14 protein-coding genes are annotated in these 15,336 nt (G+C 46.2%); 9 read left to right on the top strand and 5 right to left on the bottom strand.

Features of this window, described 5'->3' with window-relative positions; all coding sequences use genetic code 11:
• The first annotated feature begins 178 nt into the window (after positions 1-178).
• Both FHW36_RS09955 and FHW36_RS09960 read left to right on the top strand, forming a co-directional pair.
• Complete coding sequence (locus FHW36_RS09955) at positions 179-2,671, top strand: outer membrane beta-barrel family protein (RefSeq protein WP_145666430.1); 2,493 nt, start codon at positions 179-181, stop codon at positions 2,669-2,671.
• Between the two features lie 30 nt (positions 2,672-2,701).
• Positions 2,702-3,175 carry an acyl-CoA thioesterase gene (locus tag FHW36_RS09960; RefSeq protein WP_145666433.1) on the top strand — a complete coding sequence of 158 codons (474 nt, stop codon included), beginning with the start codon at positions 2,702-2,704 and terminating at the stop codon, positions 3,173-3,175.
• A 60-nt stretch (positions 3,176-3,235) separates the two neighbouring features.
• On the opposite strand, the gene FHW36_RS09965 is transcribed toward FHW36_RS09960, so the two are convergent.
• The 3 genes from FHW36_RS09965 to FHW36_RS09975 all read right to left on the bottom strand — a co-directional run bounded on the left by FHW36_RS09965 (position 3,236) and on the right by FHW36_RS09975 (position 5,661).
• Positions 3,236-5,008 (bottom strand): ABC transporter ATP-binding protein, encoded by a 1,773-nt coding sequence (locus FHW36_RS09965; RefSeq protein WP_145666436.1) that lies wholly within the window; start codon positions 5,006-5,008, stop codon positions 3,236-3,238.
• Positions 5,009-5,136: 128 nt separating this feature from the next.
• On the bottom strand, positions 5,137-5,394 hold the full coding sequence (locus FHW36_RS09970; RefSeq protein WP_145666439.1) for a hypothetical protein: 258 nt from the start codon (positions 5,392-5,394) through the stop codon (positions 5,137-5,139).
• 69 nt (positions 5,395-5,463) lie between these two features.
• On the bottom strand, positions 5,464-5,661 hold the full coding sequence (locus tag FHW36_RS09975; RefSeq protein WP_145666442.1) for a hypothetical protein: 198 nt from the start codon (positions 5,659-5,661) through the stop codon (positions 5,464-5,466).
• Positions 5,662-5,787: 126 nt separating this feature from the next.
• Between FHW36_RS09975 and FHW36_RS09980 the strand changes: the two genes are divergently transcribed.
• The 3 genes from FHW36_RS09980 to nfi are packed head-to-tail and all read left to right on the top strand — an operon-like array spanning position 5,788 to position 8,398.
• The gene (locus tag FHW36_RS09980; RefSeq protein WP_145666445.1) at positions 5,788-6,453 is read left to right on the top strand and encodes an MgtC/SapB family protein; all 666 of its coding nucleotides are present in this window, start codon (positions 5,788-5,790) and stop codon (positions 6,451-6,453) included.
• Between the two features lie 21 nt (positions 6,454-6,474).
• Positions 6,475-7,683, top strand: a complete 1,209-nt coding sequence (locus tag FHW36_RS09985) for a DUF763 domain-containing protein (RefSeq protein WP_145666448.1) — start codon at positions 6,475-6,477, stop codon at positions 7,681-7,683.
• A 22-nt stretch (positions 7,684-7,705) separates the two neighbouring features.
• Positions 7,706-8,398, top strand: a complete 693-nt coding sequence (gene nfi / locus FHW36_RS09990) for a deoxyribonuclease V (RefSeq protein WP_145666451.1) — start codon at positions 7,706-7,708, stop codon at positions 8,396-8,398.
• 7 nt (positions 8,399-8,405) lie between these two features.
• Here nfi and FHW36_RS09995 read toward each other — a convergent pair whose 3' ends face one another.
• Positions 8,406-9,959: a hypothetical protein gene (locus FHW36_RS09995; RefSeq protein WP_145666454.1), complete on the bottom strand. Its 1,554-nt coding sequence runs from the start codon at positions 9,957-9,959 to the stop codon at positions 8,406-8,408.
• Between the two features lie 190 nt (positions 9,960-10,149).
• Between FHW36_RS09995 and FHW36_RS10000 the strand changes: the two genes are divergently transcribed.
• From FHW36_RS10000 to FHW36_RS30475, 4 genes are all read left to right on the top strand, one after another.
• Positions 10,150-10,845, top strand: coding sequence for a LytR/AlgR family response regulator transcription factor (locus tag FHW36_RS10000; RefSeq protein WP_145666457.1), 696 nt, complete (start codon positions 10,150-10,152; stop codon positions 10,843-10,845).
• Between the two features lie 128 nt (positions 10,846-10,973).
• A complete protein-coding gene (locus FHW36_RS10005) occupies positions 10,974-11,222 on the top strand; it encodes a hypothetical protein (RefSeq protein WP_145666460.1) in 249 nt (82 codons plus the stop codon).
• A gap of 142 nt (positions 11,223-11,364) precedes the next feature.
• On the top strand, positions 11,365-13,563 hold the full coding sequence (locus FHW36_RS10010) for a hybrid sensor histidine kinase/response regulator (RefSeq protein ID WP_145666462.1): 2,199 nt from the start codon (positions 11,365-11,367) through the stop codon (positions 13,561-13,563).
• Between the two features lie 168 nt (positions 13,564-13,731).
• Positions 13,732-13,932 (top strand): hypothetical protein, encoded by a 201-nt coding sequence (locus FHW36_RS30475; RefSeq protein ID WP_186452374.1) that lies wholly within the window; start codon positions 13,732-13,734, stop codon positions 13,930-13,932.
• A 142-nt stretch (positions 13,933-14,074) separates the two neighbouring features.
• On the opposite strand, the gene FHW36_RS10020 is transcribed toward FHW36_RS30475, so the two are convergent.
• Complete coding sequence (locus FHW36_RS10020; protein ID WP_145666465.1) at positions 14,075-15,334, bottom strand: tetratricopeptide repeat protein; 1,260 nt, start codon at positions 15,332-15,334, stop codon at positions 14,075-14,077.
• Between the last annotated feature and the right edge of the window lie 2 nt (positions 15,335-15,336).

Genomic DNA, 15,336 nt, shown 5'->3' on the forward strand with positions numbered 1-15,336 from the left:
CAGTTGGGATATTTTTCTACAGTATTTCTACAACCTGCCACTACAAAGAATTCCGTGCAATTCTGATGTTGAAACAGCAGACTGTAAAGGGTTCTGTCTAACCTTTCATCCTAAAAAACAGGTATTCTTTAGGCATAAGAACTAATTTTACACCCGCTATAAATTGTTGGAAGCTATTATGAGAAAAATTGTATCGTTATTTACAGGTTGGCTATTATTGTTTGGTTGCTTTAGTACGATGGCACAACAACCCGGTGAAAAAGCCGGACCGGCCGGCACCGGTACCATCTATGGTAAATTGCTGGATGCTCAGACTGGTAAACCTATTGAGTACGCATCTGTAGCACTGCTGCGTCCCGACTCTTCTGTGCAAACAGGCATGCTCTCCAAAACCAATGGAGATTTCCGCTTTGAAAACATCGCCCTCAATAAATATATCCTAAAGATTAATTTCATAGGATACGAAACGATCTATAAAAATGCGGTTCTTTCTCCCAAAGCCAACAGTATCGACGTGGGTAACTTTAAATTGAAACCCAATGTAAAATCACTGGCGGCCGTGAATGTAGTAGGTGAAAAGCCGGCCTTTACTATGGCCATCGATAAACGGGTGTTTAACGTGGAAAAGAACCTAGCCAGTATTGGAGGTACAGCCACCGATGTACTGAAACAGGTCCCTTCGGTGAATGTAGATATAGATGGTAACGTTACTGTAAGAAATGGTACGCCCACCATCTTCATTGATGGCCGGCCTTCTACATTGACGCTCGACCAGATCCCTGCTGATGCTATTCAGAATATCGAAGTGGTCACCAATCCCTCCGCAAAATATGATGCGGAAGGGATGAGCGGCATTCTCAACATCGTATTAAAGAAAAACAAGAAAGCAGGTATCAACGGATCGGTGAATGCCGGCGGCTCCTCGCTGGGCAGCACTAATGGCGGTATCGATTTCAACCTGCGCCAGGAGAAATTCAATTTCTTTATTAACTACAATTTCCGTAACCGCAAATCCCCGATGAACAGTCGCCTGTACCGGAAAAATATAGGCGCTGATACCACTACTTATACCGAGCAACTGGAAAGCGGCGACTTCTACCGCAAGTTCCAAACCGGTCGTATCGGGTTTGATTGGTTTATCGATAATCGTAATACCATTACCCTTTCTGAAAATATCACAGGGGGTAACTTCAATAAATATTTCGATCAAACCGTCAATGAGCTAGATGTTCACCAGCAGCGGGTTCGCTATGGCACTGGTATCGATAATACCCTGAATGGGTTCCGTAACTATACTACCCAGCTGGGCTTTAAACATACTTTTGCGAAAGAAGGAGAAGAGCTGACCGCCGATTTCACTTATAACTATGCCACCGGCGACAACGGCTCTAACTACTCCCTCCAGTATTATGATCTTTCCGGCAAACCGATCTATGATCCAAGGAAGCCGGAACTTCGCAATGGCAGCGGCGAAGGTACCACTATCTATCTCACCGCACAGGTGGATTATGTAAAGCCGCTCACCGAAAAGTCAAAACTTGAAATGGGATTACGCAGTAACACCCGCAAATTTGACAACTACACGAATACCTTTGGTCAAAATTATCCTTCCGGTGATTTTGTGCTCGATTCTGCGCTTTCCAATAGTTACCACTACCAGGAACAGATTAATGCGGGCTATGTAAGCTATACCGGCGCCAAAGATAATTTTGGCTACCAGGTTGGCTTGAGGGCAGAGCAATCGAACTATGACGGAGAAACAAGACTGGGGCAAAAATCGGCTTATAAAATCAGCTACCCGGTAAGCTTCTTCCCCAGCATCTTCCTGTCGCAGAAATTCAAAGGCGATCATGAGTTGCAACTGAACTACAGCCGTCGTATTCGCCGCCCCTGGTTCCGCGATCTGCTGCCAACGATCGATTATAGCGGGCAAAGCGCCAGCACCGGTAACCCGGATCTGAAACCTGAATTCACCAACTCCTTTGAGTTGTCGTACCTGAAAGACTTTAATCATCAGCATAATCTCCTGGTATCCCTCTACTATCGTAATACTGATAATGCCATTACTGATTTTTACGTAGATACCACTCTTACGCTGAACGGACAGGCGCAGCCTGTGGTATTGTCGTACCCTATTAATGCCAGCACCCGCAATTCTTACGGGGCGGAGTTTACCTTGAGGAGCCAGCTCACAAAAGCGTGGGACCTTACCACCAACGTAAACCTGGCGCAGACTAAGATCAATGCTACGGGCAACGGTAACAACCTGTCTAACCAGGGCTTTACCTGGTTTGGTAAATTAAACAGCAATACCAAACTGCCCTGGAACCTCACCTTACAGGTAAGCGCCGAATATGAGTCCAGGCAAATCTTACCACAGGGAGAAAGAAAAGCAAAATGGTCGGCCGATGCTGCGATCAAAAAAGACATGTTGAAGAACAAGGCATTGTCCATTTCCCTGGGCATTAACGATATCTTCAACACAGACCGTAATCTCAGCTATACCAGTACGGCATTTTCTGAGCAGGAAAACTACCGTAAGCGTGCTTCCCGTGAGCTGCGACTCAATGCCGCCTGGCGTTTTGGCAAGATGGATACCAATTTATTCAAGCGGAAAAACAACCGTCCAAAAGATAACAACGGGGATATGAACGGAGGTGATAATTATTAATTCGTACTTTGTAGATCGTAAACATCTCTTATGGATTCTATTTATCACACTATCACCCTTCGGTTTCTGGCCGAACCATCGGACGTTAATTTCGGTGGAAAGGTACACGGAGGCTCCGTTATGAAGTGGATTGACCAGGCAGGTTACACCTGTGCGGCCAACTGGAGCGGACAATACGCCGTTACGGTTTATGTGGGAGGCATTCGCTTCTTCAAGCCGATTGCTATCGGCGACCTTGTGGAGATCCATGCCAAGATCATCTACACCGGTACTACCAGCATGCATATCTCTATAGATGTATTTGCCGGCAACCCGCGACAGCAAGAAAAATCAAAGACGACCCACTGTGTGATGGTATTTGCTGCAGTAGACGATACCGGGAAAACCGTACCGGTACCCAAATGGATTCCGCAAACGGCCAATGAAATCAGCCTGGAAGGATATGCCAAAAAGCTGATGGACCTCCGTAAGGATATTGATGAAGAAATGAAACCGTATTTATAATCGCGTATAAAGTAAAACGGGGCGCCGCGGTGGCGCCCCGTTTTACTTTATACGTGCAGCTTAACTGGCAAACTGCATATCACTCAGTGTTCTGTACAACCCATCCAGTCCTATTAGTTCATCGTGCGTACCTTCCTCCACAATACGTCCTTTATCGAGTACAATAATTTTATCTGCCTGCCTTACGGTGGCAAGACGGTGGGCAATTACCAGGGAAGTACGGCCTTCCATGAGTTTATCCAGGGCATCCTGCACCAGTTTTTCTGACTCTGAATCCAGGGCAGATGTGGCCTCGTCTAATATCAGGATACGGGGATTTTTGAGTACAGCGCGGGCAATAGCAATGCGCTGGCGCTGTCCGCCGGACAGCTGTATGCCGCGTTCTCCCACTACCGTGTCGAGCCCTAACGGGAACCGCTGTATGAATTCCCAGGCATTGGCCTGCCGCGCAGCCGCTTCCATTTCAGCGATCGTAGCATCCGGTTTGCCATAAGCAATGTTCTCTGCAATGGTGCCGCCGAAAAGAAAAACATCCTGCGGCACTACTGCCATCTGCGAACGTAGTTGCGATAAAGGGAATGATTTACTGTCTTTGCCATCAAACAGAATATGCCCGCCCACCGGGTCGTACAGGCGTAACAGTAAGGATACGATGGTGCTTTTACCAGCGCCGCTGGGTCCTACTAATGCTACCTTTTGATCGGCATATACGTCAAAGGAAACATTATTCATGATGCTCAGGTCTGGCCGGGAAGGATAATGAAAAGAAATAGCGCGGAAGCTGATCTGCCCATCCAGCTGGTTTTCCGGGGCAATAGCCGTTACTGGTGAAAGATCTTCTGCCGGTTCATCTAAGATTTCCAGCAAATGTTCGGTGGCGCCGATACTCTTCTGCAGGTTGGTATATACTTCCGCCAACCCGGCCACAGAGCCACCTATGAACAGGGAGTATAATACGAAAGATAATAGTGCGGAGGTAGGCATACCTATGGCAACACCTCTCCAGATCACGGCCACCAGGGCGCCGAAGATGCCCAGGATAATAAAGGAAGAAAATGCGCCCCTGTATTTTCCCCCTTTCATGCCCGTGCGGGCCGCTTCGTTGGTGCGTTTGCGATAGCGCGCTATTTCAAAAAACTCGTTGGCAAAGGCTTTTACATTCAGGATACCCTGTAAGGTTTCCTCTACCACCGTATTTGCAGCGGCTACCTGTTCCTGTACCTGTTTGGAGAAACGGCGGATGAATTTCCCAAAAAAAACGGCGGCCACCATCATGGCGGGCAATGTGGCCAGCATAAAAGCAGTCAGCCCCGGAGAAGTAATCAATAGTATAACAACGCCTCCTATAATGATAATCATCTGCCGGATAAACTCAGCCAGCGTGGTAGTAAAGGTTTCCTGCAGCAGGGATATATCCGAGGATATACGGCTGCTCAGCTCTCCCACCCGTCTTTCCAGGAAAAACTTCATTGGTAGCTTAATCAGGTGACTGTACACCGTTTGGCGAAGAGTAGCCAGTGTTTTCTCAGTCACATTCACAAATAGTATAATACGAAAAAATGAAAACACAGCCTGCCCTACGAGTACTGCTACCAGCATTACGCCCGCCAGGTTCATACCTTTAAATAATTGTTCGCTGCTTTTCGGGTCTACCAGGTTGCCTAATAATTTTGGAAGTGCCAGGCCAGCCAGGCTGGAAACCAGGAGAAACAGGAGTCCCAGGGCAAATTGGGGCCAGTAAGGCTTTACATAACGGAATAGTCGGAATGTTTTCTTGAGGGAAGCCAGCTTAATAGGCGGCTGCGGTGCCGCTGCGGTGGTGTCGTTTTGCATTCGGATATAGACTTTTTGTATAGAGGTTGACGAACGATATCCAAATATATTGCAAAAAAGGCGATAAAATAGTGATGCCTCCGTTGCTTACCCACAAGGTATAAACATCGGAGGCATCGGGTGACATACTAGCGACGCGGTCTGTTTTTGGATGAATCTCCGGCGCCAGTACCATAACGGGCAGAATCTTCCCCGGGATTGATAGCGCCCGGAGGCGTTTGGGCTGCCGGCGCCGTATCTGCTGGCGTAACGGTTCCCGTACCCATCCCGATTGAATCTGTGGAAGTGTTGAGAGAATCAGTGGCTGGGTGCTTTCCATTTCCGCAAGCGACTAACATTAAAGTGGCTACTCCCGCTGCCAGGAACATGTTTGATACTTTCATCATATTGACTGTTTAAGGGTGAAGTAATCATTTAAATGAGTTAACCAGCTACTTCCCCTTAATAATGTTTGATTAATGATGTGTAGTATCAGGCTTTGTTTTCATGGTATCCACGGGTATTACACTGGTACTGTCTACACGGGGCATAGACACCGCAGCTGAATCTGCTTCCCTGCTGGCTTCTTTGCTGCCGCTGCAGCTAAAAAGAAAAATGCTGAGCATTCCGGTCAGGCAAATGATAATACAGGCTTTATAAAAAAATGGTTCCATCCGGACATAATTTATAGTGAAAAAACACTGCTGCTAAAACGACAAACACACGAGTGGTTTAATTTTCATTTCGTATTGAAAGAATTGTGCCAACGCTTACATTTGTAAGAAGATATTTTTTGCCCCATGAAACATGTATTGCAAATCATAGAAGAAGATCAGCTCCTCAAAATATTGATCGCACTGCTGGTGGGTTCGCTACTGGGGATAGAAAGGGAGTACAAACGTAAAGCGGCGGGCATGCGCACCATGACGCTGATCTGTATTGGCAGTACGGTTTTCACAATCCTGTCGGCCGAAATGGGATTTCCCAATTCTCCCGATCGTATTGCTTCCAACATTCTCACTGGCGTTGGATTTATTGGTGCCGGCGTTATCTTCAAAGGTGACTTTACTATTGATGGCATTACAACTGCCGCCTCTATCTGGATAGCCGCAGCATTGGGAATGGCAGTGGGCATGAGTCAGTACTGGCTGGCCGCCGCCGCGCTGGCCGGGGCTTTGGTGGTATTGATATTGCTGGAATACGTGGAAAAGAGTATTGCCGACATCAACGATAAACGGGTATACACGATTTATTTTTATGAAGATAAATCTCCACATCCCGATATTGAAACCATGCTAGTATCGTTTCATCTTAAATACAAGAAAATGTTGACGGTGAGGAAAAAAAATGTAATAGAGATGAACTACGCAGTGCGGGGGCATCGTGACAAAATGGAACAATTAGATGAATTTTTGCTACAACATAAAGACATCTTCGAGTACCAGATCCAGGCTAATCCCCTATAGCAGCTGTCTTAATTTTTTTATATGCCTTCATATGCTGATATGCCACTACACTACGGCCAGGTACCGCCCTGGCTGGCCCGTCGCATGAGCCTTTTAGGCGGTGCTATTGTAGAGGCCATTGTGACTGATTATGGTAAAGGAGAAGTGATTAAAAGGCTCAGCGATCCCTGCTGGTTCCAGGCACTGGGCTGCGTACTGGGCATGGACTGGCATTCTTCCGGTATTACTACCAGTGTGATGGGCGCATTGAAAAAAGCCATTAATCCCCGCTCGGCGGAACTGGGCATCTATATCTGCGGGGGCAAAGGCCGCCACAGCAAACAAACACCTGCCGAACTCATTGCCATTGCCGATAAAACCGGCTTGCCGGGCGATCAGCTGGTGTACAGCAGTAAGCTCACTGCCAAGGTTGATAACACGGCCATACAGGACGACTTTCAGCTGTACCTGCATTCTTTTATCTTATCAGACGAAGGAGAATGGGCCGTAGTGCAACAGGGCATGAATGACGCCAGTAGTATGGCCCGGCGTTATCATTGGCACTCAGCGGCCTTTAAGTCCTTTACAGAAGCGCCGCATACGTTTATTTACGGGCGCAACCAGGGGCAAATCCTTAATCTCACGGATCTCCGGGCAGATAGCACCAAATCAGGCATCTTACAACTTACCAAAGAAAAACCAGCGCACCTGCTGCCTGAAATCAAACAGCTGATCATGCCGGTGCACCACGATGTAAGAGCGGAAAATGTGAACCTGAAACGGCTGGGCAGCGTACTGGCATTAGCGCATGATACCAACCCTGCCAATTTTGAAACACTACTGATGCTGGAAGGCGTAGGCCCGCGCACGTTACAGTCGCTCACCCTGGTGAGTGAAGTGATACATGGCACCCCTTCCCGGTTTGAAGACCCGGCCCGATTTTCGTTTGCCCATGGAGGTAAGGACGGGCATCCTTTCCCCGTGCCTACACGTATTTACGATGAAACAATTCATACGCTCAAAGAAGCCCTGTATAAGGCTAAAATAGGGGAATCAGATAAGAAGGATGCGATCAGGAAGCTGTCTGTATTATCGCAGCAAATAGAAAAAGATTTCGAACCCAACACGAACTTCGATAAATTAATTGAACAGGAACGTCAAAACTCCTGGCAATACGGTGGTAGAACCGTTTTCGGAAAGGCGGTGAAACCCACACCACCGCAAAACGGAGATCAACTGACCCTTTTTTGAATGGACCTGTAAACAAACGGATATGCTAGACTATAATGAATTAACCGTTCCCGAAGCCACCCTGCTGCAACGGGAGCTACAGGAAAAAGTAATGCTGGCGCCTTATAAAGGACCTTTGAACTACATCGCGGGCGCCGATATCTCTTTCAATAAATTCAGTACTACCGTATACGCGGGCATCGTGTTGCTAAAATTCCCTTCGCTGATACCGGTGGGTTATAGCCTGGTGAAGAAAGAGGTACACTTTCCTTATGTGCCCGGATTCCTCGCCTTCCGGGAGGTCCCTGCCCTGTTGGATGCCTGGGAGCAACTTCCATTAAAACCAGATATATTGGTGGTGGATGGACACGGCATTGCACATCCGCGTCGCATGGGGATTGCCAGCCATTTTGGTGTACTGGCACAACAGGCCACTATCGGTAGCGCCAAGAAAAAATTATATGGTGTGTACGAAGAACCTGGCCCCGAAAAAGGCAGCGTTAGCCTACTGACGGATCGAAAGGGCCAGGTGTTGGGAAATGTATTGAGAAGTAAGACCAATGTAAAACCCATCTTTGTTTCCCCCGGTCACCTGGTCGATGTTCCTGATAGCCTTCGCATTCTCCGGCAGTGTATACAAAAGTACCGGTTGCCCGAGCCTACGCGGCTGGCGCACAATGCCGTGAATCAATTCCGCCTGGGCGCCATCCCGGAAGGATGGACGGGAATGAGCTGAAGCTTTATTAAAATCTTATCCAGGCGATATTGGCTTTCTTCTCCAGCCCCTTTCGAGAAATTACCACTGTAGCATAGGTATGGGAAGCGGCGTTGTAATCCGCAGCGCCCATCATACAGGCATATCCCTTCGTTACTTCCGGCATGCCAAATAAAAAGAGCCTTTCCATTTTACCATTATAAAAGCGGCAACAGATGAAATTAGCGTCTACAGCGAATTTCAGTGGTTTGCGCACCCGGTCTTGCCCACCGGTATCCAGGTATTGCAGGTAGTCGTTAAACAGCACAAAAGATGCATCGGGTGTAGCAATGTAGTCGTAAGAAAGATACGTGTTCGTATTGAGGGCGGCAATTTTATTGCGGAATATCCATGCACTCTTAGCCCTGCGTTGCAACTGGAAAGGTTCACATACACCGGTAATGACCTGGTATTTGGATACTGCCACCGCGCTTTGCTCCCGGCCTGCCGTATCGAGGCGGCTGATGCCTATATCGCCCAGGTTGGTATGGAGCTTACTGATTTGTGAATTGCCCTGTTTGTAAAACGACAGGTTTTCCAGCAGGAGCGTACTGCTGCCGTCTTCGTGTAACAATAACCGTTGCGGTGTTCCTTTAAAGTCATCTTTATAGCCCAGTTCCTGTTGCGCTTTACGGTTGAGTTCCGGGAGCTTCCATTCCATATGCTTGCGTAGCTTTCCATTGGGTGCCTGGAAAACATTCATCATCATACCATTCACCGGATGATTCAATAAGAGGTATACCTGCGATAACGCGGTGGCAGTCCGGATATACCCGGTCATATTACCGGCGCCGGCAGTATAGTCGAGCACCCGGTGGGCAAAGGTAGCCGAGTCGGGCGATAGCATGGAAAAGAGTACTTTCGGCGCCGCATCTCCTTCTCTCCTTTTGGCATTAAAACCAACGGTAGCCAGGTATACTTTTTCCTTACCCTGTACTGCCATATCTATATAACTGAAATAGCTATACGCTGTATCGGGCAGATAAAACCATCCCTGGTGGATCATTTCATGCGATGGTGAAAAATGCAGCACCTGAATGCGTTCGTGAATGCTATCGTTTTTCTGGATAGCTGCACCCGAAAACAGGGCCACCGCGTAGTAATCGCTGTCGGGATCCTTTTCTACATAGCAATCGTGAGCGGCGAGATTATCTTCGGCAAATACGCTGCGATGTTGTATGGATGGTAGTTCGCCGAGTTTATCTTCCCGCAGCAACTGGCCGGTTTGTCCGTCCAGCACCAGGCGATACAGTACCGGGTTATATTTCACCAGCTGTTGCAGGAAAATAACCGGTTGCCCGTTGATCTCGTAAATCCCGTCTATTTCGGTCGATTCCAGGTCTGCCGCATTCCATTGTATGGTATGTACCGTATCATTGACAATCGGTTCCCGCTTTGCATTATATATGGTTAGCAACAGTCCTTCTTTCCTTCCAAAATGAAGGTATACCGTGTTACCGTTTTTCAGTTGAAGGAGTTTATCCCAGCCGTCTCCAGGCTCTCCGAAGGCCGGTCCCATGGTAACAACGGGTATCTGCGCCAAAGTCGCTGTGCTTAGCATTAATCCCACTAAAAGAACCGGCCATCTTAAATATGTCATCATTTAATTAATTAATAATTTCAAATATATGAAATATTTAAAATTTCTAAAGAGATAATGAACAGAGATGATTGTTTACGGATAGTTATGACAGAGATGATATTATATTATGAATTGTCCTTAAATTAGCCACATGAATTGCCTGATAGTAGACGATAATAAGCTGGCGCGTACTGCCATGAGGCAGTTGGCCAGTCACGTAGAGCAACTGCAGGTTGTAGGCGAATGTAACAGCGCCATGGAAGCCTACAATATTTTGCAAAAAGAAAAGATAGATCTCCTGCTCCTGGACATTGAGATGCCCGGCATGAGCGGACTGGAGCTGACCCGCAACCTGGGGAAAAAGCGTCCGGTGATTATCTTTACCACGGTAAAAAAAGAGTACGCAGTAGAAGCGTTTGAGTTGAATGTGGCTGACTATCTGATCAAACCGGTGCCTCCTGCCCGCTTTATCCAGGCTATCGAAAAAGCCCGGGAAATCATCGACAGCAACAACCGGGAACTACAGGTATCAGACAATGAATTTGTGTTTATACGGGACAATGGTATTTTAAAGAGAATCCGAACAGAAGATATTCTCTTCCTGGAGGCCATGGGCGATTATGTAAAATTGAACACGCCTCAGAAGTTTCATGCCATTCATACTACCCTGAAAGCGCTGGAAGAAAAGCTGCCAGCGGGGAAATTTATGCGGGTGCATCGTTCTTATATAGTGGCGCTCGACAAAATCGAGTCTATAGAAGACGGTACCATTATTATTCAGAAGAATGCCATCCCGGTAGCAGATGCGTACCGGTCTGCCCTGAATAATAAGCTCAACCTCCTTTGATTCAACGATACTTTCCCCTTTTTGACCGATAGCTGCCGCCCATTGGGCCATAAGTTAAAGTACTGCCTTTGAACCCTTTGTATCTTTAGGTCGCCAAACAAATTGATCACTAATTAAAGTATACAACCATGAAAAAGTTTAGTATTATCATCGCTGCAGCTATGTTGTTTATGAGTGTATCAGTATTTGCTCAAACAACTAATCCTGCTCCTAAGAAAGAAAAAGCTAAGAAGGAGATGAAGGAAGAAAAGAACGAAACTGCAAAGCAGGAAAAGAAGGAAGAAAAGCAGGAAAAGAAAATGACTAAATCTCATAAGATGCACAAGCATCACCATCATGCAAAAGCTGCTGCACCAGCTGCACCAAAAGCAAAATAAGCATAACTTATTATTCCCTTTTTAGAAACTTAGCCTCAGAGTAATGTTGCTCTGAGGCTAAGTTTCTAAAGAACTCTGGAATAAATAAGTACTTTTAATGAACTGGCATCCTATATCAGCGTTTTATATGTACTAAACTGTCATGCAGCCTAAAAGAATCAAATATTACCTCCTCGGCCTGTTCATTACCGGAATGATATTGTTTGTTGTGCTGCAATTTAACTCCGCCAATAATATCCGTAAACTGATTAAAGGCAATGAACAACTCCTGCAGGAACTGAATGTAAAGAATGAATTACAGAAGCTGCAAACCAATATGGCCAGGACCGACAGTAAAGTACGCGGAGCAGTCATTTCCCAGGATACCACCCATATTACCGGCATCGAAGCCGAAATAGCCGTTATCAAAGCCGACCTCAAAGAGATTAATAAAATCATCAAAAACGATAGTACCGAAAGATTACTCACCCAGCTTAATTACCTGGTAGATGAGAAGAATAGCTTTAACCTGATGGTGCTCGATACTTTCTATAGCAACGGTAAATGGGCTGCTGAAAGAATGATCAACAACCAGAAAGGCAAACGCCTGGGAGAAGCCATCAACAGCATTATCCGGCAACTCGATACCACCCGGCAAACGGAAGTAAACCGTACCACCCACCTGATCGACAGCAGCGGGCAGAAAGCACAAAGCTGGGGAAGCGTACTCGTTTTCTTTGCCTGTCTCACCAGCCTGCTGGCCTTCCTGTACATCACCAGCCGTATACACCGGCAGGAGCAATTGATTGAAGCCCTGGATGCCTCCCAGCAACAGGAGAAAAAACTGGCCGCCGTAAAGGACCAGTTCCTGGCCAATATGAGCCATGAAATCCGTACGCCCATGAATGCCGTGCTGGGGTTCACCCATTTATTAAAAGCACAGCCCCTCACCGATAAATCAAAGGAGTACGTAGGCGCCATCGAAAACGCGGGACAAAGTTTGCTGGAAATCATCAACGATATCCTGGATATCTCTAAAATAGAATCTGGTATGATGCGGATTGAAGCCAGCGCCTTCAGTTTACGCAGTGTTTTGCATGGCGTAAATACCATGTTCAAACCTAAAGCAGAAGAAAAACAACTGCACCTTTCCGTGACCATTGACGATAATGTACCTGATATCCTATACGGTGATGTCATGCGCCTTACCCAGGTATTGGTTAATCTCGCCAGCAATGCCGTGAAGTTTACACAGGAAGGAAGCGTACATGTACACGCCGCTAAGATCTGGGCAGAAGATAATGCAGTTCGTATATTGTTCACCGTTAGTGACACAGGTATTGGCATAGACCCTTCCAAACTCGACGCTATATTCGATCGCTTCAACCAGGCGGAAGCCTCTACCACCCGTAAATTCGGAGGTACTGGTTTAGGTTTAACGATCGTTAAACAACTGATAGAACTGCAAAATGGTTTTATTTCTGTGGAAAGCAAACCTGGAGAAGGCACCACATTTAAAGTGGAACTGCCCTATACGCTGGCTGATTCCCTGCTGGAGGAAGGCAATGCTTACTTCACAGAAAACGATCAATTGCCCTTACATCCCGATGTACGTATACTCGTGGCGGAAGACAATAAACTAAATCAGAACCTGCTGCGCCACCTGCTGACTGGCTGGCAACTGCAATATAAAATTGTCACCAACGGAAAAGAGGTATTACAGACACTAGACAAGCAACATTTCGACCTGGTACTCATGGATATCCAAATGCCGGAAATGGACGGCTATAGCGCCGTACAGGCCATCCGCAACGAACTTCATTCCACCATCCCGGTCATCGCCATGACGGCCCATGCGATGGCAGGAGAAAGAGAAAAATGTTTGCAGATGGGCATGAACGAATATATTTCAAAACCCATTATTGAAGAAGAACTGTATAAACTCATCCAGGTATATATCGGGAAACTTCCTCCCCGCGAATTACCTGCCACCAATCATTTACCGCATGAAAATGGCACCCATCAGCTGATTAATATGCATTACCTGCATGATTTATCCAAAGGCAATACCAGCTTTGAAAAAAACATGCTGGAACAGTTCATTGCACAATTACCGGAAGAATTATCCCTGCTCAAAAAAGCAGTGATGGCAGAAGACATCCCTGCTATCCGCGCCAGCGCACACAATCTTAAAACCACGGTGTCCTTTATTGGCCTGGAGGATCACCTCTATCCTATCCTGGAGCCACTTGAAAAAGTACAGGAAAATAATTATCATGCAGCAGTAGTAGCCGGGCAGTTTAATACCCTGAAACACCTGTGCATACAGGCTGTACAAGAAGCGATCAACATCCTTCTGTAGTTATATTTGATATATCGCTGCATACATTAACGTACGTTTCTCCCTGTTCAACGACAGTAATTCCCTGTTCACCGAAACTTATCAATCATGCCGCTGTTGCTGATGTATTTTTACTATACAAATCAACAAACAACATTCTTAATCTAATCATTCTAAAAGACAATTATCATGAAAAAAAGCCTGATCGCCGCTGTAGTAGTAATGAGCATTTCTGCTGCTTCTTTCGCACAAGCTCCAGCTGCTAAACCTGCAAAAAAGGAAAAAGCTAAAACTGAAGCTAAAGCTGAAGCAAAACCTGCTGCTGATACAACTAAGAAAGCTGCTAAACCTGCTAAGAAAGCTGCTAAACCAGCTGAAAAGAAAGGTTAATTTAAGCTATACAGCGTTTGAGTTATTAGTCCCGTTGGTCTTTGGCCAACGGGATTTTTTTGTCTCGTAAAGAGTAATGAATAAAAAAGAGTCCCGCCAATATCGGCGGGACTCTTTTCAATGATATCTACTAAAGAAGGAATTATTTCTGGCCTAATCCGTCCAGTTTCTTTTTCACTTCTTCTACTTTAGCATTGTTGTTTTTAATGGCGTAGATTTTCTGCAAAGCATACAGGCAGCTTTCGTAAGTCTGTTTGTCGCTTGCTTCCAGGCTGCTGGCTTTAGCAGTGAAACCTGCATCAGCCTTTTCAAAGAAAGGTAACGCCTGGTTCATTAAACCTTCCACTTTACCTTGTAATTCTTTTGCTTTAGCAGAAGTCTGTTGCTTGCTATCCAGGCCATTCAGTTCTTTGTTGAAAACAACCGCACGGTTAAAGTACAGTGCACCCAACTGGAAGTTAGCAGTAGCATCTGCAGGATTCATTTCGATTGCTTTCTTATAAGCTCCTTCTGCTTTACCCATCAGCTCTTCATAGTTAGCTGGTTTAGGAGCATCATTACCTTTGTCATCGCGGGGATTAGCCAGGTTGTCTACACGGATAGCATAGTCCAGCACAGCGGCTTCGTCATTAGGATTTTCAGCGATTTTCTTTTCCAGCATACCGAGTAACTCATTAGTTTTACCGGTTTTGCTGTAGAACGCCATTTCCATATCGTTGAAGCGTTTATCCTTAGGGAACAATACTTTCGCCTGTTCAATGGTTTTCAGCCAGTTAGCCTGATCGCCTTTTTCTTCATACAGTTGACCCAGGATCACATACAGAGCTGGTTCACCTTTGAATTGCAGGTCGGAAGCTTTTTTCAGGTAAGTGAAAGCATCATCTTTTTTACCTGCCATATTAGCGGCGTATCCAACATAAAAAGTCAGGGCAGTATCTGTAGGAATAGAGCCACCCAGGTTTTTACTGTTATAGAAATCAGCTACTTCAAAAGCTTTTTTGAAATGGATCAGTGAAGAATCCCATTTCTGTTCGTTCAGGTTAGCATAACCGGCATTAGCGATGGTCGCATATACATTGAACAAAGGCTGGTTCATTTCCAGTACCGCCTCTTTCATTTTAGGATCTATTTCCAGGGCCTTTTTGAAGGCGGAAAATGCTTCGTCAGCCAGGGCTGGGTTCTTTTGTTTGGTACCCATTGCCTCGAGGATTTTACCATCTACGAGCCATGTTTTAGCGTCGCCTTTGGTTTTATCGTTCTGCAATGCTGCGTCGATGTCCGCTTTGGCTTTTTCCAGGTCCTGCTTCTTCAGGTTCTCATCCGCACTGCTAACTTTTGCCCGTTGCGCCATTACCGATACACCGGCCGTGCAAAAGAGAAGAGATACCAATAATTTTTTCATGC

Origin of the sequence: Chitinophaga polysaccharea, from assembly GCF_007829335.1 — a bacterium.
In the GTDB taxonomy this organism is placed as follows: domain Bacteria; phylum Bacteroidota; class Bacteroidia; order Chitinophagales; family Chitinophagaceae; genus Chitinophaga; species Chitinophaga polysaccharea_B.